The 20,806-nt window shown below is 58.2% G+C and carries 16 protein-coding genes and 1 tRNA gene; 12 read left to right on the top strand and 5 right to left on the bottom strand.

The genetic code is table 11. The features are described 5' to 3' along the window. The first annotated feature begins 19 nt into the window (after window positions 1–19). The 5 genes from AC2FLG_RS17685 to radC are packed head-to-tail and all read left to right on the top strand — an operon-like array spanning window position 20 to window position 3,873. Complete coding sequence (locus tag AC2FLG_RS17685; protein ID WP_496707330.1) at window positions 20–955, top strand: ABC transporter substrate-binding protein; 936 nt, start codon at window positions 20–22, stop codon at window positions 953–955. Continuing rightward, window positions 952–1,626: a thiaminase II gene (gene tenA / locus AC2FLG_RS17680; RefSeq protein WP_496702861.1), complete on the top strand. Its 675-nt coding sequence runs from the start codon at window positions 952–954 to the stop codon at window positions 1,624–1,626. Before AC2FLG_RS17685 ends, tenA begins: the two co-directional genes overlap by 4 nt. Beyond that, window positions 1,623–2,351 carry an ABC transporter ATP-binding protein gene (locus tag AC2FLG_RS17675; RefSeq protein ID WP_496702859.1) on the top strand — a complete coding sequence of 243 codons (729 nt, stop codon included), beginning with the start codon at window positions 1,623–1,625 and terminating at the stop codon, window positions 2,349–2,351. The genes tenA and AC2FLG_RS17675 overlap by 4 nt, the downstream gene beginning before the upstream one ends. Then, window positions 2,348–3,082, top strand: coding sequence for an ABC transporter permease (locus tag AC2FLG_RS17670; protein WP_271950546.1), 735 nt, complete (start codon window positions 2,348–2,350; stop codon window positions 3,080–3,082). Before AC2FLG_RS17675 ends, AC2FLG_RS17670 begins: the two co-directional genes overlap by 4 nt. 35 nt (window positions 3,083–3,117) lie before the next feature. Continuing rightward, complete coding sequence (gene radC / locus AC2FLG_RS17665; protein WP_282022167.1) at window positions 3,118–3,873, top strand: RadC family protein; 756 nt, start codon at window positions 3,118–3,120, stop codon at window positions 3,871–3,873. Between the two features lie 3 nt (window positions 3,874–3,876). Here radC and AC2FLG_RS17660 read toward each other — a convergent pair whose 3' ends face one another. The 3 genes from AC2FLG_RS17660 to secA all read right to left on the bottom strand — a co-directional run bounded on the left by AC2FLG_RS17660 (window position 3,877) and on the right by secA (window position 9,203). Next, window positions 3,877–5,433 carry a phosphate ABC transporter substrate-binding/OmpA family protein gene (locus tag AC2FLG_RS17660; RefSeq protein ID WP_496703210.1) on the bottom strand — a complete coding sequence of 519 codons (1,557 nt, stop codon included), beginning with the start codon at window positions 5,431–5,433 and terminating at the stop codon, window positions 3,877–3,879. 25 nt (window positions 5,434–5,458) lie between these two features. Next, window positions 5,459–6,385, bottom strand: a complete 927-nt coding sequence (locus tag AC2FLG_RS17655) for a hypothetical protein (protein ID WP_496707328.1) — start codon at window positions 6,383–6,385, stop codon at window positions 5,459–5,461. 100 nt (window positions 6,386–6,485) lie between these two features. Next, window positions 6,486–9,203: a preprotein translocase subunit SecA gene (gene secA / locus AC2FLG_RS17650; RefSeq protein WP_496692629.1), complete on the bottom strand. Its 2,718-nt coding sequence runs from the start codon at window positions 9,201–9,203 to the stop codon at window positions 6,486–6,488. Between the two features lie 176 nt (window positions 9,204–9,379). On the opposite strand from secA, the gene AC2FLG_RS17645 reads away from it, so the two are divergent. Genes AC2FLG_RS17645 through AC2FLG_RS17635 form a run of 3 tightly spaced genes read left to right on the top strand, consistent with a single transcriptional unit; the run spans window position 9,380 to window position 11,854 of the window. Continuing rightward, window positions 9,380–10,228 carry a peptidylprolyl isomerase gene (locus tag AC2FLG_RS17645; RefSeq protein WP_496707326.1) on the top strand — a complete coding sequence of 283 codons (849 nt, stop codon included), beginning with the start codon at window positions 9,380–9,382 and terminating at the stop codon, window positions 10,226–10,228. A 4-nt stretch (window positions 10,229–10,232) separates the two neighbouring features. Further along, window positions 10,233–11,459 carry a bifunctional glutamate N-acetyltransferase/amino-acid acetyltransferase ArgJ gene (gene argJ / locus AC2FLG_RS17640; RefSeq protein WP_496707325.1) on the top strand — a complete coding sequence of 409 codons (1,227 nt, stop codon included), beginning with the start codon at window positions 10,233–10,235 and terminating at the stop codon, window positions 11,457–11,459. Continuing rightward, window positions 11,456–11,854: a (deoxy)nucleoside triphosphate pyrophosphohydrolase gene (locus tag AC2FLG_RS17635; RefSeq protein WP_496707323.1), complete on the top strand. Its 399-nt coding sequence runs from the start codon at window positions 11,456–11,458 to the stop codon at window positions 11,852–11,854. Before argJ ends, AC2FLG_RS17635 begins: the two co-directional genes overlap by 4 nt. Window positions 11,855–11,987: 133 nt before the next feature. Here the strand turns inward: AC2FLG_RS17635 and AC2FLG_RS17630 are convergent. Next, window positions 11,988–12,074 (bottom strand) — tRNA-Leu (locus tag AC2FLG_RS17630). Between the two features lie 198 nt (window positions 12,075–12,272). Between AC2FLG_RS17630 and AC2FLG_RS17625 the strand changes: the two genes are divergently transcribed. Next, entirely contained in the window at window positions 12,273–13,256 is a 984-nt protein-coding gene (locus AC2FLG_RS17625; protein ID WP_496707321.1) for a complex I NDUFA9 subunit family protein, read from the top strand. Here the strand turns inward: AC2FLG_RS17625 and AC2FLG_RS17620 are convergent, their stop codons facing one another. Then, window positions 13,257–14,060, bottom strand: a complete 804-nt coding sequence (locus AC2FLG_RS17620; RefSeq protein WP_142640289.1) for an undecaprenyl-diphosphate phosphatase — start codon at window positions 14,058–14,060, stop codon at window positions 13,257–13,259. A 230-nt stretch (window positions 14,061–14,290) separates the two neighbouring features. Here AC2FLG_RS17620 and AC2FLG_RS17615 point away from each other — a divergent pair, with 230 nt between their 5' ends. From AC2FLG_RS17615 to gltB, 3 genes are read left to right on the top strand one after another with little or no spacing between them, the layout of a single operon-like run. Then, on the top strand, window positions 14,291–15,724 hold the full coding sequence (locus AC2FLG_RS17615) for an NAD(P)-dependent oxidoreductase (RefSeq protein WP_496707319.1): 1,434 nt from the start codon (window positions 14,291–14,293) through the stop codon (window positions 15,722–15,724). Window positions 15,725–15,747: 23 nt separating this feature from the next. Beyond that, window positions 15,748–16,182, top strand: a complete 435-nt coding sequence (locus tag AC2FLG_RS17610) for a GFA family protein (protein WP_496707317.1) — start codon at window positions 15,748–15,750, stop codon at window positions 16,180–16,182. Beyond that, the gene (gene gltB, locus AC2FLG_RS17605; RefSeq protein ID WP_496702848.1) at window positions 16,179–20,711 is read left to right on the top strand and encodes a glutamate synthase large subunit; all 4,533 of its coding nucleotides are present in this window, start codon (window positions 16,179–16,181) and stop codon (window positions 20,709–20,711) included. The genes AC2FLG_RS17610 and gltB overlap by 4 nt, the downstream gene beginning before the upstream one ends. The last annotated feature ends 95 nt before the right edge of the window (window positions 20,712–20,806 follow it).

The raw sequence follows: 20,806 nt of genomic DNA, 5'->3' as shown, positions 1-20,806 counted from the left end.
ACAGAAGGAACCGCGAGATATGAAAAAACTGATCGCTGCAATCGCCCTGCTGGCTGCCGCGCCGGCCTGGGCCGAGGATAAGATGACCGTCTTGTTGGATTGGTTTGTGAACCCTGACCATGGTCCAATTATCGTCGCACAGGAAAACGGCTATTTTGCCGACCAGGGGCTTGAGGTTGAAATCATCCCGCCTGCGGACCCCTCCGCGCCGCCGCGCTTGGTGGCTGCCGGTCAGGCCGAGCTGGCGGTATCCTATCAGCCGCAGCTGCACCTGCAAATCCATGAGGGATTGCCGCTGAAACGGGTCGGCACGCTGGTTGCCACCCCGCTGAACTGCCTGCTGGTGCTGGATGATGGCCCGATCAAGTCGCTGGCCGATCTGCGGGGCAAGAAAATCGGTTTCTCGGTCGCCGGTGTCGAAGAGGCGATCCTGACAACCCTTCTGGGTCAGCATGATATCGGTCTGGATGAGATTGAGATGGTCAACGTCAACTTCTCGCTGTCGCCGTCGCTGATGACCGGTCAGGTGGATGCGGTTATCGGGGCGTTCCGGAATTTTGAGCTGAACCAGATGGATATCGAAGGTGTCGCGGGTCGTTGTTTCTATATCGAAGAGGAAGGCATCCCACCCTATGACGAGCTGATCTATGTCGCCAATCCCGACACGATGGATGCCGACAAAATCGCCCGATTCTTGGCCGCGACCGAGAAAGCGACCCAATATATCGTCAACAACCCGGAAAAAAGCTGGGAAATCTTCGCGGCCACCTCGACCGAGCTGAAGGATGAGCTTAATGCCCGCGCCTGGGTCGACACGCTGCCCCGGTTCGCACTGCGTCCGGCGGCGTTTGATGCGGGTCGCTATGCGCGGTTCGAGGAGTTCCTGAAGAGCAGCGGCATGATCGACAGCCTGAACCCGGTCAGCGACATTGCCATCGATGTGACCGCGCAATGAGCAATTACGGCAAAGCTTTCGCATTGATGCGGGATGCCGCGCAGGGGCCGTGGCGGGATTACACTCGCCACACCTTTGTGGAAGGGATGAAAGACGGAACGCTGCCGCGCGCGGCGTTCCTGCATTACCTGCGACAGGACTATGTGTTCCTGATCCATTTTTCCCGTGCTTGGGCGCTGGCGGTTGTCAAATCCGAGACTCACTCCGAAATGCTGGCGGCCGTGGCCACGGTAAATGCGTTGGTTGCCGAGGAAATGCAGCTGCATATCGGTATCTGCGAGGCCGCCGGGATTTCCCAGGAGGAGCTGTTCGCAACCCCTGAACGCGCCGAAAACCTGGCCTATACGCGCTTTGTGCTTGAGGCCGGGTATAGTGGCGATTTGCTGGACCTGCTGGCGGCTTTGGCCCCCTGTGTGATGGGCTATGGCGAAATCGGCACGCGGTTGGCCTCTGAAGCTACATCCGAGGTCTATCGTGATTGGATCGATACCTATGCCAGCGACGACTACCAAGGCGCGTGCAAAGCGGTTGGAGAACTGCTAGATCAGGCTCTAACACGGCGTATTGGTGAGAACTTTGCAGCCTCGCCTCGCTGGGACCGCCTGTGCCAGACCTTCCGCACCGCAACCGAGCTAGAAGTCAACTTCTGGCAAATGGGCCTGACCCCATGACACGGGCGCCCGATCTGAGCATCAACGGCACGGCTACGATTGACGGGGCGACGTTGTTCGCGCCGCTTACCCTGACCCTTGGGGCCGGGCAGTGGACTTGCCTGTTGGGCGGATCGGGCGTCGGTAAAACCACAATTCTACGTCTGATTGCCGGGCTTGATACAGGTGCCGTGTTCACCGGGCAGATCACCGCCGGTGACGGTGCTCCGATGCAGGACCGCGTGGCCTATATGGCGCAGGATGATCTGCTGCTGCCCTGGGCAACGGTTGCACAGAATGTCTCGTTAGGTGCGCGGCTTCGGGGCAAGTCGGTCGATCTGGAGCGGCGCAACCGTCTGATTCAGCGCATGCGATTGCAGGATCATATGACCAAGAAACCCGCCGAACTGTCGGGCGGCCAACGCCAACGCGTCGCTTTAGCCCGCACGCTCATGGAGGATCGCCCGATTGTTCTGCTGGATGAGCCGTTCTCGGCGCTGGATGCCCGCACCCGTGCCGATATGCAGGATCTTGCAGTCGAGGCATTGCAGGGCCGGACTGTTCTGCTGGTCACCCATGATCCGGGTGAGGCCGCCCGGCTGGGCCAATCCATCATGGTGATGACACAGCAGGGCCTGACCCCCTGTGAGCCGCCGCATGCACCTGCCCCGCGCCATGTGGACGACCTTGAGACGCTTGAGACGCAAGGTGCGCTGTTGCGCTTGCTGCGCGAGGCGGTTGCATGAAATATCTCTCAGCCCTTGCAGCCACCGTGTTTGCGATTGCGATCTGGCAGGGGATCGTCTGGACGACCGGCTTGCCTAAGTTCATCCTGCCAAGCCCCGCCGTGGTGGCCGAGACTTGGTGGCAGAACCGTTGGCTGATCGCCGAACACACTTGGATCACTGCGGTCGAAGTGGTGATTGGATTGGCCTTTGGAACGGTTCTGGGTGTGGTCACTGCGCTGCAACTGGCCAATTCGCGGGCGGCGCGCGTGCTGGTACAGCCGATGCTGGTGTTCACGCAGGCTCTGCCGGTTTTTGCGCTGGCCCCGTTGCTGACGCTTTGGCTGGGCTATGGTCTGTGGTCCAAGGTCGCGATGGCGGTGCTGATCATCTATTTCCCGATCACCTCGTCTTTCTTCGATGGGCTGATGCGGACGCCGCAGGGCTATCTGGACCTTGCGCGCACGATGCAGGCCAGTCCGCGTGCAGTGCTGTGGTATATCCGCATTCCGGCGGCGATGCCCTCGCTGGCGTCGGGGATGAGGCTGGCCGCCGTCTATGCGCCGATCGGGGCGGTGATTGGTGAATGGGTCGGCTCGTCCCAAGGGTTGGGATATTTGATGCTGTTGGCCAATGGCCGTGCAAAGACTGATCTGATGTTCGCCGCGATGCTGACCTTGGGGGTGTTTTCCATCGTGTTGCATATGGTTGTCCGCCGCGCCACTGCCCGCATGGCAGGTGAGGTGCGTTAACCATCTGGAAACCGATTCTGCGTCAGGCTGAGAGCATGACACAGGACGCCTTTTCCGAAGCCCCAATGCTGTTCGATACAGACGAAGCCCCCGCGCAGCCGCTGCCGACGGGTCGGTTACCCTCCTACATCAAAGATCATCGCAAGCGGCTGCGCGAACGGTTCCTGTCTGGCGGGTCCGCCGCCATGCCGGATTATGAGCTGTTGGAACTGGTCCTGTTCCGTTCAATCCCCCGGCAGGATGTGAAACCGCTGGCGCGTGCGCTGATGGAAACGTTCGGCGATTTCAATCGGGTGCTGACCGCCCCCGAGGAACGGCTGCGCCAAATCAAAGGTGTCGGGGATACTGTGATCACTGATCTGAAAATCCTTGAGGCCTGCGCCCATCGTATGGCCCGCGCGCGGGTGATGCGGCGACATGTGATTTCCGGATGGGACGCATTGCTGGACTATTGCCACACCACCATGGCCCATCGTGAGACCGAACAATTCCGTGTGTTCTATCTGGATCGCAAAAACGTGCTGATCGCTGATGAGGAGCAGGCCAAGGGCACGGTGGATCATGTCCCTGTCTATCCGCGCGAGGTTGCCAAACGGGCGCTGGAGCTGAATGCCTCGGCGTTGATACTTGTGCATAACCATCCGTCAGGTGACCCGACCCCGTCGCAATCGGATATCGACATGACCAACCGAATTCAGGATGCCTGCCTGGCACTGGGCCTGACGCTGCATGACCATCTGATCATTGGAAAGTCGAACGAGTTGAGCTTCAGGTCCGAAGGCTATCTGTGAGTGCTATTGAACCCAGACCTCGACCCGGCGGTTGACCTTTCGGCCCCATTCCGTGTCGTCGCAGGCCATGGGCATGGCCTCGCCAAAGGCGTCGACCGTGATTTCGACGCTGTCCCCGATAGCGGTTTCAATCTCGGCCAATACGGCATTGCGAACGGTTTTTGCCCGCAACAATGCGATCCGCGCATTGGTTGACGCTGCCCCTTCGCCATCGCTGAAGCCGACAAACCTAAGCTTTCGGGCATCGAGGGTCCCGGATTCCAAAAGAAGGGCAAGATGTCGGATATTGGACCGTGACTGCGCATCCGGGCGCGAGGAACCGGGCTCGAACCGGAAGGACAGTGACAGGCGGGACATGGGTCTGAAAATCTCGACCAGCCGCTGAAGTTCCTCCAAACCAACTTCTGATCCGCCCGACGCGATTGCATTGGCAAGTCGATCCCCTTGCACCCCAAGACCCATAGTCTCGGGGGTTTGATCGACAAAGCCAGCTTCGCGTATTGCCATCTGCGCCTCGATTCCTTGGGTGTAGGCCAGGAATTGACGTGCAAAACGCGGCAATCGCCGGTCCGGCAGGTATAGAAACATAGGCGAGGTCAGCGGATAATCTTCGGTCTTGATTGACTGCCGAGTTGCCGCCAGCGCATGACCGCACCCGCCGGTCAAAGGCAGGGCACGCGCGGTGCTGGCTTCGGCTTGGCTTGCGACACCTATTGAAAAGGGATCCGCAGCAACGGTACGCACCAGATCAGTACTGCGGTCATGCCGAATGGCCGCCTCGGAAAGGGCTGTGCCGGAGGGTCCCAGAAGCCTGTCTTCGACATTCTGGGCCAGACCCGAACCGGCTTCCGGAAGGTGCAGTGAAATTGGCGCATCGGGTCCGCCCAACTCGGCCCAACTCGTAATCTCGCCCGAAAACACCCGGGTTAATTCCGCAAGCGAGATTTGCTGTAACGGGTTCGAGTTGGCAACGATTGGTACCAAAGCGTCAAGCGCGATGACGCGGGCCCGGCGGGTGCGAGTCAGATCGCCAAGGCCTACCGCTTGTGCGGCTTGCTCCTCTTCGGGTCGGATTTCGCGCAACGCCAGAACAATATCAGCCTGGTTTTCTGCCTGCGCCCTAAATCCGCGCTCAGTGTTCCCTGCGTCAAAGAAGAACCGACCCAGCGGTGCTGCCCGCCCGGGTTGGTGCAGTTCGTAAGAAAATGTGTTGGCGGTCAGCCTGTTTGGGGTCGCCGACAACCCTTGCTGCTGTGCGAAGCCAACAATCAGCGCTGGTAGAACCTTTTCCGCCATGACCGAAGATCCGGCAAATCGGATTTCAGCCACAAAATCGGTCAGGCTTGGGCAGGCAGGTCCGGTACAGGTCACACCGGACCCATCAACTGTCAGCGTGCCGAATTGTGTTGCCACGCGATAGAACTCGCCGTCAAATCCCAGCAGGTCACCGGTGATTTCGACCTTGCCGTCATGCGACATAAGCGAGATGTCTTGCGCCTGTGCGCCCGACGCGATTGTAACGGAAGCCAGTGCAGCCGCTGCCACACGAAAGAATTTCATAAGATGCCCGAGCCTGCCTGCGGATTTAGTTTGCGGCGATTGTCAGGTCTTGGAAGAGATTATTCAACACCAGAAACTCTCCGGTGCGGGAGCATTCAGGAAAACTCAGCGTCCTGTCTTTTGATCTCAACCGATCATCCCGCAATTCAAGCGACTGGATGTTCAGGTCGCGCCCGCAATTTTCTGAAGTCACCTCGGTTTCGACAGTGATTTCTATCGACCCGTTTTGGTTGGAAAGACCAGCAGGGAACGAATAGATTTCGATGTTTTTCATGTCCCCGGTTCCGGTATTGCCCAGACGCACTACCTGTCCGGCGCCTTCGGTCGGGGTCTCGGCCGAGACATGGCCATTGCCGCCATAGCTGGCCCCGAATTCCAGCGCATGAATTTGCAGGTCAGTTTCACCCTGCCATTGCAGGGCAATGCGTTCGTAATTGGCAATGTCAGCGATATGGGTGGTTGCGACTGTTCCATGCTGGTCTTCAAACGAGATCAGAAAGATCGCATATTCTGACAGGGCCGGGATTGTCATGTCCATGCGCCCTACTGCGTCGGTGCGCTGTGTGACTGTCAGACCGCTGTGGTGAATTTCCACGGATTCATTACTGTGGCAGGGGGCGTTGACGACCAGCCGGGCGGCAGCACCGGGAACGGCAGTAGCGCGCGCACTGAGGGTGCAGTCAATGGGATTGACAGGTTCTGACCGACTGGACTCGATAAAACGGTTGTCGGACCCGGTCTCTTTGCTTTTTCCGTGAACCGGTGCAGATGAGGTCAGAACGACTTCGCTTAACCCGGGGATGATTGAAGCCTGATCCGTAACTGATGCCACATCGACAGAAGCCCGCTCCCCTCGCGGTTGCGCAGGGGTTCCGTTCTGCATGAGGTAGCCAATGGCCAATGCACAAGCAACGGTGCCGCCAGTGGTTACGTAGTTCTTAATTACAAACAAGACACCCTCCCCAGTTGAAGGAGCGATTCGCACCCTGCAGTTGAATCACGGCTAATATGTGGCCGTGAGGCGGACTCATTGTGTCTCGATTGTGGTGACGTTAGGTCAACCGGCCATGGCAATGCTTAAACTTCTTGCCTGAACCGCAGGGGCACTTGTCGTTGCGCGACGGGTTTCCCCAAGTTGCCGGGTCGTCTTCGACAAATCCAGGCCGCGCATCACCCGAGGCTTCGGCCTCGGCCACCGCTTCGGCGTGACCAGTGGCCTGATCTACCGCCTGCTGCGCCCGTGCCTGCTGCGCTTGCATCTGGGTCAGCATTTCGCGCTGCTCCTCTTCGGTCAGCGGTCGCACGCGGGACAGCTGCTGGGTCACGGTTTCGCGCAACGAATCCAGCATGGATTCGAACAGCTGGAAGCTTTCGTTCTTGTATTCGTTCAGCGGGTCGCGCTGGGCATAGCCGCGGAAGCCCACGACCGAGCGCAGATGTTCCAGCGTCAGCAGATGTTCGCGCCATTTGCTGTCGATCGTGTTCAGCAAGACCTGCTTTTCGATGTTGCGCATGTTCTCGGGGCCGAACGCGGCCACTTTTTGCGCCATCATCTCGTCAGCGGCGTTGATCAGCCGTTCGCGCACCTGCTCGTCATCCACGCCTTCCTCAGCGGCCCAATCCTGAACCGGGGCGTCAATGGTCAATTTTTCCTTGACCGCTGCGTGCAAACCCTCGGTATCCCACTGATCAGCATAGGATTTCGGCGGCATATATTCGTCGATCAGATCGTCGATCACCTGTTCACGCATGTCTGATACGATTTCGGACAGATCGTCGGCGGACATGATTTCGCGCCGTTGGCTGAATACCACCTTACGCTGGTCGTTCATCACATCGTCGAATTTCAGGACGTTCTTGCGCATGTCAAAGTTGCGACCTTCGACCTTGGATTGCGCCCGCTCCAGCGATTTGTTCACCCAAGGGTGGACGATGGCCTCACCTTCTTTCATGCCCAGCGTGGTCAGAACCTTGTCCAACCGTTCCGAGCCGAAGATGCGCATTAGGTCGTCTTCGAGGCTGAGGTAAAACACGGTGCGGCCCGGATCACCCTGACGGCCGGACCGGCCCCGCAGCTGGTTGTCGATACGGCGGCTCTCGTGCCGTTCGGACGCCATGACATACAGCCCACCGGCAGCCAGGACCTTTTCTTTTTCTTCAGCATGGCGGGCTTCTTCCGCGGCACGCAGCTCGGCCGGATCTGCCTCGGGGTTTTCGGCCAGCGCCTGCAGAACCTTCATTTCCACATTGCCGCCCAGCTGAATATCAGTACCGCGACCGGCCATGTTGGTGGCGATGGTTACTGCGCCATATCGGCCCGCATCGGCAACGATCTGCGCCTCTTGCTCGTGTTGGCGGGCATTCAGAACATTGTGCTGGATACCCTCTTTGGTGAGCATCTGGCTGAGCAATTCGGACTTTTCGATGGACGTGGTGCCCAGAAGGACCGGTTGTCCGTTTTTCTGGGCTTCCTTTGTCTCATCGATCATGGCGCCGTATTTTTCGGCCGCGGTACGAAAGACCTGATCGTCCTCATCCAGACGCGCGATCGGTTTGTTGGTTGGTACTTCGACAACGCCCAGACCGTAGATTTCGGCAAATTCCTCAGCCTCGGTCAGCGCGGTGCCGGTCATGCCGCCCAGCTTGTCATACAGGCGGAAGTAGTTTTGGAACGTCACGCTGGCCAATGTTACGTTTTCGGGCTGGATCTGCACGTTTTCCTTGGCTTCGATGGCCTGATGAAGACCTTCCGACAGGCGACGACCTGGCATCATGCGACCGGTGAACTCATCAATCAGAACGACATTGCCGTCCCGCACGATGTAATCTTTGTCACGTGTAAACAGCTTATGCGCGCGCAAGCCCTGGTTCACGTGGTGAACGACTGTGGTGCTTTCAGGATCATACAGCGAATGGTCTTCTGGGATCAGGCCGTTGGCAATCAACTGTTGCTCCAGAAACTCGTTACCCTCATCCGTGAAGGTCACGTTCCGGGACTTTTCGTCCAGCGTGAAGTGATCTTCTCCCAATGACGGAATCAGCGCATCAATCGCGGTATACAGGTCCGACCGGTCCTCGGAGGGCCCGGAAATGACCAGCGGCGTCCGCGCCTCGTCAATCAGGATCGAGTCGACCTCATCCACGATCGCGAAATTGTGGTGTTTCTGGTAAATTTGATCCAGTTCCGCCTTCATATTATCGCGCAGATAATCAAAACCCAGCTCATTGTTGGTGGCATAGGTCACGTCACAGGCATAAGCAGCCTTTTTCTCGGCATCGGGCTGCCCTGACCAGATGACACCGGTGGTCATGCCCACGGCGGCAAACACCTTGCCCATCCATTCCGAGTCGCGCTTGGCCAGGTATTCGTTCACCGTGACCACGTGCACGCCCTTACCGGTCAGCGCGTTCAGATAGGCGGGGAGGGTCGCAACCAATGTCTTGCCTTCACCCGTTTTCATCTCGGAAATATTGCCCTGATGCAGGAAGGCGCCGCCCATCAACTGCACATCAAAGGCACGCAGGCCCAGCGCGCGTTTTGCCCCTTCGCGTACGTTGGCAAACGCCTCGGGCAGCAGATCATCCAGGCTTTCGCCTTCCAGCGCACGTTTGCGCAGCTCGGCGGTCTTTGCGATCAGGCCGTCATCCGACAGATTCTCGAACTCGGGTTCCAGCGCGTTGATCTGTTCGATCAGGGGGCGGGTCGCCTTGATCTTGCGGTCGTTCGGTGTTCCGAACACCTTTTTGGCGAGCGTTCCGAGTCCCAGCATGTTCACTCCAGCGGATCTGTTCTTGTCTTGGTTTTGACAGGCTTGCCCACCTTGCGCGCAACCCATAGATACGGGGGGTGAAAGGCGGCCCTGTCCAAGGCTTCAAAGCGATGTAAGCGGCAGGTTCCAGAGTGTCAACGCTGCGCCCTGCCGTGGCAAAGAAATAGGATGATTCCATGCCCAAAGGCCTCACTTTTCTGCCATCGCTGGCCCTTGCAACGGTGATGGCGCTGCCATTGGCCGCCGAAACCAAGCCCGATGCCAGCACGGTGGTCGCCCGCGTAAACGGCGAAGAAATCACTCTGGCGCATGTGATCGCAACAGTTGCGACACTGCCCCCCAACTACCAGCAGGTCGAAGATGATGTTCTGTATGATTTCATCATCGAGCAGCTGATTCAGCAGCAGTTGCTGGGCCAGGAGCAAGAAGGGCTGAGCAATCTGAACGCCTTGGCCATCGAGAACGAGACGCGGTCGTTGCTGGCGGTTCAGACCGTAAATGCCCTGATCGACGAAGTTGTAACGGCAGAAACCATTCAGACCGCCTATGATGCGCGCTTTGCCGAGTTTGAAGGCGAAGATGAGTTTAATGCCAGCCATATTCTGGTCGAGACCGAGGATGAGGCCAAAGACCTTAAGGTTCAGTTGGATGATGGCGCCGACTTTGCCGAGCTGGCCAAAGAAAAATCAACCGGTCCTTCCGGCCCGAATGGCGGGGTGCTGGGTTGGTTCGGCAAGGGGCAGATGGTTCCCGAGTTTGAAACCGCCGTTGTCGCGCTTGAGAAGGATCAGGTGTCGGACCCGGTGCAGACACAGTTCGGCTGGCACGTGATCATTCTGAATGACAAGCGCAAATCCGAAGCGCCCGCACTTGATGCGGTACGCGACGAGCTGGCACAGGATCTGCAAAGTGAAGCTATTCAGGCCCGTATCGGCGAATTGACCCAGGCTGCACAGATCGAACGTCCTGCACTCGAAGATGTGAACCCGGGCATCGTGCGTCAGTTGGACCTGATTCAGGAGTAACCCCGTGGCCTCGATCACCAAAGTCTCTCCGCTGGCCCCGGCGGCGTTTCCCGAATTGCCCGCGATTGACGGTGTGCGCTTTGCGACCGTCGAAGCCGGCGTACGCTATCAAGGCCGCACTGATGTGATGCTGGCGGTCCTTGATCCAGGCACATCAGTGGCTGGGGTCTTTACCCGCTCGGCCACGCGCGCGGCACCCGTGCTGGATTGTCAGGACAAGATCGGCGGGCCAAGTGACGGGCCGGCGGCGATCCTTGTGAATTCGGGCAATGCCAATGCATTTACCGGGCATTATGGCCAAAGCTCGGTCGCCGAGGTGACGCAAGCAGTGTCCAAGACCACAGGCGTACCGGTCGAACGGGTTTTTACCTCGTCAACTGGTGTGATCGGTGAACCCTTGCCGCATGACCGCATCGTGGCGCAGCTTGAGGCCCTGAAATCCGGCCTCAGTCGCCACGCAATCGAAGATGCAGCGCGGGCCATCATGACCACGGATACCTTTCCGAAAGGAGCTTCGGCGCAGGTCGAGATTGATGGGAAAACGGTCTCTATTGCGGGGATTTCCAAGGGTTCTGGCATGATCGCGCCTGATATGGCGACGATGCTGGTTTATATCTTCACCGACGCCCAGGTCGAGCAATCCGCGCTGCAGCAGATGCTGGGTGTGCAAACCGACCGCACTTTCAACTGCATCACCGTCGACAGCGACACTTCGACGTCGGACAGCCTGCTGCTGTGTGCTACTGGGGCTTCGGGGGTGGATGCGACAGACAATGCCGCCTTTGCCGAGGCTTTGGAAACCGTGATGCTGGACCTTGCCCAACAAGTGGTACGCGATGGCGAGGGCGCCACGAAATTCGTAGAAATTCGTGTGACCGGGGCCGTCACCGATGCCGACGCCAAGGTGCATGGATTGGCGATTGCCAATTCACCACTGATAAAAACCGCCATTGCGGGCGAAGACCCGAATTGGGGCCGCGTCGTCATGGCCATCGGAAAATCGGGTGCAGCTGCCGACCGTGACCTGCTGAGCATTTCTTTCGGAGACATCCTTGTGGCCGAAAAAGGTTGGGTCAGTCCCGATTACCGCGAGGAAGACGCCGCCGAATACATGAAAGCTCAGGACCTTGTAATCGGCGTCGATCTGGGGCTGGGCGCGGGTAAATCCACCGTTTGGACCTGCGACCTGACCCATGGCTATATCGAGATCAACGCGGATTACCGGTCGTGAAAACAGTTCTGGTTTCTGCGGTCGCCCTGATAGACATTGAGGGCCGGGTGCTGCTGGCGCAGCGCCCCGAAGGCAAATCCATGGCTGGCCTTTGGGAGTTTCCCGGCGGCAAGATCGAACCCGGCGAAACGCCCGAGGTCGCCCTGATCCGCGAACTCTACGAGGAACTGGGCATCAACACCTGGGCCTCATGCCTCGCCCCGCTGACCTTTGCCAGCCACAGCTATGACGATTTCCACCTGCTGATGCCGCTGTTCGCCTGTCGCAAATGGGAGGGCATTCCGCAATCGAACGAAGGTCAGGCCCTGAAATGGGTCCGCGCCAACGACCTGCGCAACTATCCCATGCCCGCCGCAGATGTGCCGTTGATCCCGATTTTGCGGGATTGGCTTTAGGGTCCCGGTTCGATCTTGTATGGACGCTGGAATTCAGCGCGCGATTTAAACCTATTGCAGCGCTTAGGCGCAGGCAAGAAACGGAAAAGCGCACGAGCGCAATCGCTTGAAAAGTAGGGAGATGTTTGGAGTTTGGTGCCCAGGAGAGGACTCGAACCTCCACGTCCATACGGACACTAGCACCTGAAGCTAGCGCGTCTACCAATTCCGCCACCTGGGCAGGTGTCGTGGAGGGGCGTTTAAGCCTACTGGCGGAAGGCGTCAACCGGATTCGGAAAGTTTTTTGAAAGTTTTTTGACCACCGCTTTCAACCGTCTGTGCCGCGTTGCTTTTTCGTGGCTGCGCGGCGTTATTGCGCCTTGTTTGAAAGGGCATTGGGCGGTAGATCGGATCAGGACCCAATAGCAGGAGCCCTCAAATGTCCAAACTGGTCACGATTTATGGCGGATCCGGATTTGTCGGCCGGTATATTGCGCGACGTCTGGCGAATGAAGGCTGGCGCGTTCGGGTTGCGGTGCGCCGTCCGAACGAAGCGATGTTTGTTAGACCCTACGGTGCGGTGGGGCAGGTCGAACCTGTCCTGTGTAACATCCGCGATGACGCTTCGGTTGCTTTGGCGATGCGGGGGGCTGATGCGGTGGTGAACTGTGTTGGTGTGTTGAACGAGATTGGCCGGAATGAATTCGATACCGTTCAAACCGAAGGGGCTGAACGCGTTGCACGTCTAGCAGCCGCTGAAGGTGTAACCCGTATGGTCCATATCTCGGCCATTGGTGCTGATGCCGAGGCGGGGAGCGAATACTCTCGTACCAAAGCGCAGGGCGAGGCCGGTGTTCTGGCGCATATGCCGGGTGCAATGATCCTGCGCCCTTCGGTGATTTTCGGAACCGAGGATCAGTTCTTCAACCGTTTCGCTGCGATGACCCGGATGGGGCCATTTCTGCCGCTGGTCGGGGCCCAGACGCAATTTCAGCCGGTCTATGTGGATGATGTCGCTAAGGCTGCGGTGCAGGGCGTGCTGGGGCAGGCCAGCGGGGGTGTCTACGAACTGGGCGGACCCGAAGTGAAAACCTTCCGTGCGTTGATGCTGCAGATGCTGGATGTGATCAACCGCCACCGGATTATCCTTGGGATTCCCTTTTGGGTGGCCCGGATCATGGCGGGAATGCTGGACATAATGAAATTTGCGAGCTTTCAGTTGTTTCCGAACAATATCCTGACGCGTGATCAGCTCAAGAATCTGCGTCACGACAATGTTGTCTCAGATAGCGCGCTTGACTTTGCCGATCTGGGGATCGAGCCGGCGACGCTGGAATCGGTCCTGCCGGATTATCTGTGGAAGTTCCGCCCCTCGGGTCAGTATGATGACATACAGAACTCGGCCAGCAATATGCGGACCTGATCAGCTGTAGGCGATGACCAGAAGGATTGCGCCCACTACTACGCGGTAGATCACGTATGGCGTAAAGCTGACGCTGCGCAACAGGCGCATCATTAGCGACAAGGCAAGCAGCGCGGAGAGAAACGCAAAGAACGCAGCAACAGCACTGTCGAACGCCAGTTGGGCATTTGCCTGGCGGATGACCTCTGTGGACAGCAGCGCTCCGGATGCCAGAATCGTGGGTATGGACATCAACATCGCGATGCGTGCACCGTCTTCGCGGCTGTATCCAAGCTGGCGCGCCCCGGTGATCGTGATCCCGGACCGGGATGTTCCGGGGATCAACGCCAGAACTTGCCAAAGGCCCATGATCATCGCATCGCGCAGGCCCCAGTCAGAGGTTTCTTTGCTTTGCGGCCCTTTCTGGTCCATCCAGTAGAGCAATATGCCGAACCCCAGCATCGTCCAGCCGATGACCGTCATTGAGCGCAGAGACTGGCTGAGCCCGGTTTTGAACAGGATCGCTCCGACAATGACGGTTGGGATCGTGGCCAGAATCAGCCCCAGGGCCAATCGGGCTTGTGGTGTATCGGTGCGCCCCAAAAGAGCCTGCGGCAGTCCGGAAATCGCCATTTTCACATCAGACCAGAAATACAGAATTACGGCGCCCAGAGTGCCCACATGCACAGCGACATCGATGGCCAACCCCTGATCGTCCATACCGGTCAGGCTGGGTAAAAGTATCAGATGACCCGAAGATGAGATCGGCAGAAATTCGGTAATTCCCTGAATGACTGCTGCAAGAATCAACTGAAAAAGACTCATTTACCTGCCCGTGCTGCCGTCACGTGTTCTTTGTGATCCCTGCGTATAAGCGCGGTAAGGAAAAGAAAAGGATGCAAATAGGTCCGAATCGGAACTAAAATCCTGTATTTCTCACTGGCCATCGGTGGAATCCCGCAAAGTTTTTGAAAAAAGGTCAGCACACTTGACTTTTAATCCCCCTACGCATCTTTTAAAGAGGCGCGACCAAGCCAATTCATGGAGTCTGACCCGTGGCCAAGCAACCGATGCTGAAATTTGTGCAGATCGACCGAGTAATGCCGGAAAAACGGGCCGCCGATGCCCGCACGGAAGACTTTGACGAAATCTATGCCGAATTCGCTGCTGCCAAAGCTGAAGAACAGGCCAGCCGCTGCAGCCAATGCGGTGTGCCTTATTGTCAGTCGCATTGCCCGCTGCACAACAACATTCCCGACTGGCTGAACCTGACCGCAACGGGCCGTCTGGAAGAGGCCTATCATACCAGTCAGGCCACCAACACCTTCCCCGAGATTTGTGGGCGCATCTGCCCACAGGACCGCCTGTGTGAAGGGAATTGCGTGATCGAACAATCCGGGCACGGCACTGTTACCATTGGCTCGATCGAGAAATATATCACCGACACAGCCTGGGAAAAGGGATGGGTCAAGCCGGTCGTACCGGGTGCTGAGCGCCGCGAAAGCGTCGGCATCATCGGCGGCGGCCCTGGTGGACTGGCAGCGGCGGACATGCTGCGCCGTGCGGGTATTCAGGTCTCCGTGTATGATCGCCATGACCGGGCAGGCGGACTGCTGATGTATGGAATTCCGGGTTTTAAGCTGGAAAAAGACGTTGTTCAGCGCCGCAATGACCTGTTGGCTGATGGCGGGGTTGAGTTTGTTCTGAATTGCGACGTCGATGCCGCCAAGTTCGAAGAAATCCGCGCCAGGCATGATGCGGTGATCATTGCGACAGGCGTGTACAAATCGCGTGATCTGTCCATGCCTGGCAGCGGTTTGACGGGTATTGAAAAGGCCATCGACTTCCTGACAGCCTCGAACCGCAAAAGCTTTGGCGACGAGGTCGAAGATTTCGACAATGGCCGTTTGAATGCCGAAGGCAAAAAAGTTGTCGTGATCGGTGGCGGTGATACCGCGATGGATTGCGTGCGGACTTCGATCCGTCAGGGTGCGACCTCGGTCAAATGCCTGTATCGCCGCGACCGCGCGAACATGCCCGGATCGCAGCGCGAAACGCAGAATGCCGAGGAAGAAGGCGTCGTATTCGAATGGCTAAGCGCACCAAAGGGCTTTACCGGCGATGATCAGGTTTCCGGCGTTATGGTCCAGAAGATGCGTCTGGGTCAGCCCGATGCCACTGGTCGTCAGGCCCCCGAGTTGATCGAAGGCGCGGATTATGTCGAAGACGCTGATCTGGTGATCAAGGCGCTGGGGTTCGAGCCCGAAGACCTGCCCACCCTGTTTGGCCAGCCTGACCTGCCCGTGACCCGCTGGGGCACTGTAAAAGCAGCATTCGAGACCGGCGAAACCGAGATGGACGGGGTCTATGCCATCGGTGACATCGTGCGCGGTGCCTCGCTGGTGGTCTGGGCGATCCGCGATGGGCGCGACTGCGCCGACGCGATCCTTGACCGTTTCAACAACACGGCTGCGGTTGCAGCCGAATAAGCCCCGCGACAGGAGGGACAGAGATGCCCGAATTGCAAGGCCAATGTATGTGCGGCGCGGTCACAGTGACTGCCACCCCGGCGAAAGAATCGTTGGGCGCGTGCCATTGCGACCAGTGTCGCCGCTGGACTAGCTCGATGCTGATAACGTTTCCCGCGCAAGAGGGGTATGCGGCCCTTGGGCCGGTTAAGACCTTTACGTCCTCGGACTGGGCGGAACGTGCATTTTGCGCCGATTGCGGATCGGCCCTGTGGTACCGGATTACGCTGCCGGGTGAAATGCACGGGCATACCCAAATGGCAGCAGGCCTGTTCGACGAAACTGACAACCCGCTGCAACTGGAACTTTATATCGACAAAAAACCCGACGGGTACGCGTTCGCAGGCGAGCGCAAGCAGATGACCAAAGCTGAGGTCGAAGCCATGTACGCCCTGCCGGAAGAAGGAGACAGCCAATGACCAAATATGATGCCGATTGGGTACGGGCCGAAGAAGCCAAACGTCAGTTCATGGCCGAAAACGGTCTCTATTCCGAGGAAGAAGAGCATTCGTCCTGCGGTGTGGGTCTTGTGGTCTCAGTCGATGGCAAGCCGTCACGCAAGGTTGTGGATGCTGGCATCGCCGCGCTCAAGGCGATCTGGCACCGCGGCGCGGTAGATGCGGATGGCAAAACCGGCGACGGCGCGGGTATCCATGTGCAGATCCCGGTTCCTTTCTTCTATGACCAGATCCGTCGCACCGGGCACGAGCCCAAATTAGATCAGCTGATCGCGGTTGGTCAGGTCTTTCTGCCCCGCACCGATTTCGGCGCGCAGGAACAGTGCCGGACCATCGTGGAATCCGAAGTGCTGCGAATGGGTTATTATATCTATGGCTGGCGCCACGTTCCGGTTGATGTCACCTGCCTCGGCGAAAAGGCCAACGCGACCCGGCCCGAGATTGAGCAGATCCTGATCTCGAATTCCAAAGGCGTGGACGAAGAGACATTCGAGCGTGAGCTTTATGTTATCCGTCGCCGCATTGAAAAGGCTGCCGCAGCGGCCGGGATTTCCGGGCTGTATCTGGCGTCACTGTCCTGCCGGTCAATCATCTACAAGGGCATGATGCTGGCCGAGCAGGTTGCGGTTTTCTACCCCGATCTGATGGATGAACGGTTCGAATCCGCCTTTGCCATCTATCACCAGCGCTATTCGACCAACACTTTCCCGCAATGGTGGCTCGCCCAGCCCTTCCGCATGCTGGCCCATAACGGTGAGATCAACACTCTCAGGGGCAACGTCAACTGGATGAAAAGCCATGAAATCCGCATGGCCAGTGGCACCTTTGGCGATTACGCTGAGGATATCAAACCGATCATCGCTGGTGGATCGTCGGATTCTGCCGCATTAGACTCTGTATTCGAAGTTCTTGTACGCGCAGGCCGCTCGGCCCCGATGGCGAAAACCATGCTGGTGCCCGAAAGCTGGTCCAAGCAAGCGGTGGAACTGCCGCAGGCCTGGCGCGACATGTATTCTTACTGCAACTCGGTGATGGAACCCTGGGATGGCCCTGCCGCGTTGGCCATGACCGATGGCCGCTGGGTCTGTGCCGGTCTTGACCGGAATGGATTGCGTCCGATGCGTTATGTGGTCACTGGAGATGGTCTTGTAATTGCAGGCTCCGAGGCCGGGATGGTCCCGATTGATGAGGCCAGCGTGACCGAAAAAGGCGCGTTGGGCCCGGGCCAAATGCTGGCCGTGGATATGAAAAAGGGCAAGCTGTATCGCGATACGCAGATCAAGAACAAGCTGGCCCGCGCACTGCCATTCGGCGATTGGGTCGGCAAGATCAACGATTTGGACGAGTCTCTGGCTGGAATCACCGAAGCGCCGATCTATGCGGGCGAGGAGCTGCGCAAGCGTCAGATCGCGGCCGGATATTCGATCGAGGAACTGGAGCAGATTCTGGCGCCAATGGCCGAAGATGGAAAAGAGGCACTGGCTTCGATGGGGGATGACACGCCATCGGCTGTTCTGTCGAAACAGTACCGTCCGCTCAGCCATTTCTTCCGCCAGAACTTCAGCCAGGTGACCAATCCTCCCATCGACTCGTTGCGCGAATATCGTGTGATGTCGCTGAAAACCCGGTTCGGAAACCTGAAAAACGTGCTGGATGAAGACAGCAGCCAGACCGAAATTATCGTGCTGGAAAGCCCGTTTGTGGGCAATTCCCAATGGGAAGCACTGGCAGAAAACTTCAATGCCCCATTGGCAGAAATAGACTGTAGCTTTGAAGCCGGACAAGGGGCGCTGGGCGCAGCTTTGGCCCGTATTAGAGCCGAAGCCGAAGAGGCCGTGCGCTCGGGCGCGGGGCATTTGGTGTTGTCCGATATGAATTCAGGTCAGGGTCGCGTGGCGATGCCAATGATCCTGGCAACAAGCGCGGTGCATTCGCATCTGACCCGCAAGGGTCTGCGCACCTTCTGCTCGCTGAACGTGCGGTCGGCGGAATGCGTTGATCCGCATTACTTCGCCGTTCTGATCGGGTGCGGGGCCACTGTAGTCAACGCCTATCTGGCCGAAGATTCTCTGGCCGATCGTATTGATCGCGGGTTGCTGGATGGCAGCCTGACCGAGAACGTCGCGCGGTACCGCGAGGCGATTGACCAGGGCTTGCTGAAAATCATGGCCAAGATGGGGATTTCGGTGATCTCATCCTATCGTGGCGGATTGAACTTTGAGGCCGTGGGCCTCAGCCGTGCCATGGTCGCCGAGTTCTTTCCCGGTATGACCAGCCGGATTTCCGGCATCGGTGTTACGGGTATTCAATCCAAGGCCGAAGAGATCCATGCCAAGGGCTGGGAAAGCGGTCTGGATGTTCTGCCGATCGGTGGTTTCTATAAGGCGCGGAAGTCGGGCGAAACCCATGCGTGGGAAGCGACCTCGATGCATATGCTGCAGATGGCCTGCAACAAAGCGTCGTATGAGCTGTGGAAGCAGTATTCGGCCAAGATGCAATCGAACCCGCCGATCCATCTGCGCGACCTGATGGATTTCAAACCGCTGAGCAAGCCGATCCCGATTGAAGAGGTGGAATCTATCACCTCGATCCGCAAACGGTTCGTGACGCCGGGCATGTCGCTGGGGGCGCTGTCGCCCGAGGCGCACAAGACGCTGAACGTTGCGATGAACCGGATCGGGGCGAAATCCGACAGCGGCGAGGGCGGCGAAGATCCGGCGCATTTCGTGCCGGAACCCAATGGTGACAACCCCTCGGCCAAGATCAAACAGGTGGCTTCGGGCCGGTTCGGTGTAACCGCCGAATACCTGAACCAGTGCGAAGAGCTGGAAATCAAGGTTGCCCAGGGTGCCAAACCCGGTGAGGGCGGACAGTTGCCAGGCATGAAGGTCACCGACCTGATTGCGCGCCTGCGCCATTCGACCAAGGGTGTAACACTGATCTCACCGCCGCCGCACCACGATATCTATTCGATCGAGGATCTGGCGCAGTTGATCTATGATCTGAAACAGATCAACCCGCGCTGTAAGGTGACGGTCAAGCTGGTGGCGTCCTCGGGTGTTGGCACGATTGCTGCAGGTGTAGCCAAGGCAAAAGCGGACATTATCCTTATTTCGGGTCACAATGGCGGCACCGGCGCATCACCGGCGACCAGCATCAAATATGCCGGTCTGCCGTGGGAGATGGGCCTGACCGAGGCGCATCAGGTTCTAGCGATGAACAACCTGCGCGACCGTGTGACCTTGCGGACCGATGGTGGGCTGCGCACTGGTCGGGATATTGTCATGGCGGCGATGATGGGGGCCGAGGAATACGGAATAGGCACCGCCGCCCTTATCGCGATGGGCTGTATCATGGTGCGTCAGTGCCAGTCGAACACCTGCCCAGTTGGCGTGTGTACTCAGGACGAAAGCCTGCGCGCCAAATTCACCGGTAACGCGGATAAGGTCGTCAACCTGATCACCTTCTACGCGCAAGAAGTGCGCGAGCTGCTGGCCAACCTCGGTGCGCGGTCGATTGACGACATCATCGGTCGGGCCGATCTGCTGGCGCAGGTCAGCCGCGGTTCGGCGCATCTGGATGATCTGGACCTCAACCCGCTGCTGATCACCGTCGATGGTGCCCATAACATCGTCTATAATCGCGACAGAGACCGGAACGCGGTGCCCGATACGCTGGACGCGGAAATCGTGCGCGATGCCGCCCGGTTCCTGAAAGACGGCGAGAAAATGCAGCTGTCTTACGCAGTGCAAAACACGCACCGAACCGTTGGGACGCGGGTTTCCAGCCATATCGTGCAAAATTTCGGGATGCGGAACACGTTCCAGTCGGATCACCTGCACGTGAAGCTGCAGGGCTCTGCTGGTCAGTCGCTGGGGGCGTTTGCAGCGCCGGGACTCAAGCTTGAAGTTTCGGGTGATGCCAATGACTATGTCGGAAAGGGCTTGTCTGGTGGTATGATTGTTGTGCGTCCACCGCAGGTCAGCCCGCTGAAGGCGGATGACAACACCATCATTGGCAACACGGTTCTGTATGGGGCCACGGACGGGTATCTGTTTGCAGCAGGCCGCGCCGGAGAACGGTTCGCGGTGCGCAATTCAGGCGCCAAGGTGGTGATCGAAGGCTGCGGCTCGAACGGGTGCGAATATATGACCGGCGGGGTCGCCGTGATCCTGGGCAGTATCGGCGCCAATTTCGGAGCGGGCATGACAGGCGGCATGGCTTATCTGTACGACCCCGACGGCAAGGCGCAGGCGCTGATGAATATGGAAACGCTGGTGACATGCCCCGTGACCATTGGCCATTGGGAAGATCAGCTGAAATCGCTGATCGAAACCCATCAGGCCGAAACCATTAGCCGCAAGGCTGCGGATATCCTGCAGCACTGGGAGGTCGAGAAGGCGAACTTTATCCAGGTCTGCCCGAAAGAGATGCTGAACAAGCTCAGCCATCCGTTGGCGGTCGAGGCAACAGCGGTTCCTGCAGAGTAATCTGAGGACCAATGAAAATGGCAACCCCGCGTGTCTTTTAAACCACGTGGGGTTTTCTTTTATTGGTCCTAGGTGGTCGTTTGCTTGTCGAAACG

The organism is Ruegeria sp. CDSA193, from assembly GCF_059611885.1.
This window is presented reverse-complemented; position numbering and strand designations above follow the sequence as displayed.